Source organism: Moorena sp. SIO4A1, from assembly GCF_010672065.1.
GTDB lineage: Bacteria > Cyanobacteriota > Cyanobacteriia > Cyanobacteriales > Coleofasciculaceae > Moorena.
In genome coordinates, this window is sequence record NZ_JAAHHX010000899.1 from 1 (window position 1) to 1,201 (window position 1,201).

1 protein-coding gene is annotated in these 1,201 nt (G+C 47.5%); it reads left to right on the forward strand.

Features of this window, described 5'->3' with window-relative positions; all coding sequences use genetic code 11:
* On the forward strand, positions 1-1,110 hold a 1,110-nt coding region (locus F6K53_RS43900; protein ID WP_293087128.1), incomplete at its 5' end, for an arginase.
* Positions 1,111-1,201: the final 91 nt, after the last annotated feature.

Sequence of the window (1,201 nt, forward strand, 5' to 3'; positions counted from 1 at the left end):
TGTGAAATTGATTTTGAAGAGTTTATTGCCACTCAGACTTATGAATCGGCTCTGAAGATTTCGATCGCAGGCTTACGCAGTTTCAAAAAGATTTTACTTCAGTACCAGAAAGTCGCAAAGTTTTCCTCCATTGCCCTGATTGAAGTTGATTCGGAATTAGGAGCAGGAACGCGCGGTCAATCCATGGGAACTGCTGCTTTGAGAGAAGCTGCAATCCAAAAACAGGCGGCACGGGTGCATGCGGAGAATGGTGTGTTGAGTCTGGATAGTTTACAAGTACAAACGGAAAATTGGGCAGATGCTTTGGGACACAAACATCAGTACGCCAAGTATATTGACAAGCTATATCAGGTGCTGAGCCGAACCACCGATGTAGTCGCCCAAACCCTACAGGAAGGACTGTTTCCCGTTGTACTCGGTGGCGATCATTCAACGGCAGCAGGGACAATCGCCGGAATCAAAAAAGCCTTTCCGAATCATCGCCTGGGAGTGGTTTGGATTGATGCCCATGCCGATATTCACTCCCCCTATACAACTCCATCGGGAAATATGCATGGGATGCCTCTGGCGATGGCGACTGCTACTGATAATCTGGCCAAGCAAATCAATGATCTTGACTCAGACACCTTAGAACTGTGGAACCTGTGCCAAAGATTGGGGCTGGCAGATGGCGCGAATTTTAGCATTGAGGATTTGGTTTATGTTGCGGTACGAGATACCGAAGAGGCGGAAGACCACTTGATTGAAACACACCAAATCCTAAACATGACCAGTGAGCACGTTCGTACCTTGGGTGCGGATGTCGTTGCTCAACGGTGTTTAGAGAAGCTAAAAGGGGTGGATCTAATTTACGTTACCTTTGACGTGGACAGTATGGACTCGACAATTTGTATGGGAACGGGAACCCCGGCTCCAAATGGGATTTTTGTCAAGGAAGCCTGTCTGCTCAACGAAACTTTGGTTAAAGATCCACGGGTGTGTTGTTGGGAAATTTGTGAAATTAATCCCCTGCTCGATACCCTCAACACCATGGTGGAAAACTCCCTGGGCATTTTTGAAACCGTAGTGGATGCCATTGCCAATCGACTAGAAGTGACACCGAAAGTATAAGACCTGATCGTTATGCAAACCGCCGTATGCTGATAGCTGATAGCTGATAGCTGTTCGCGTAGCGTGCGCGTAGCGCTTAAGCTGATAGCTG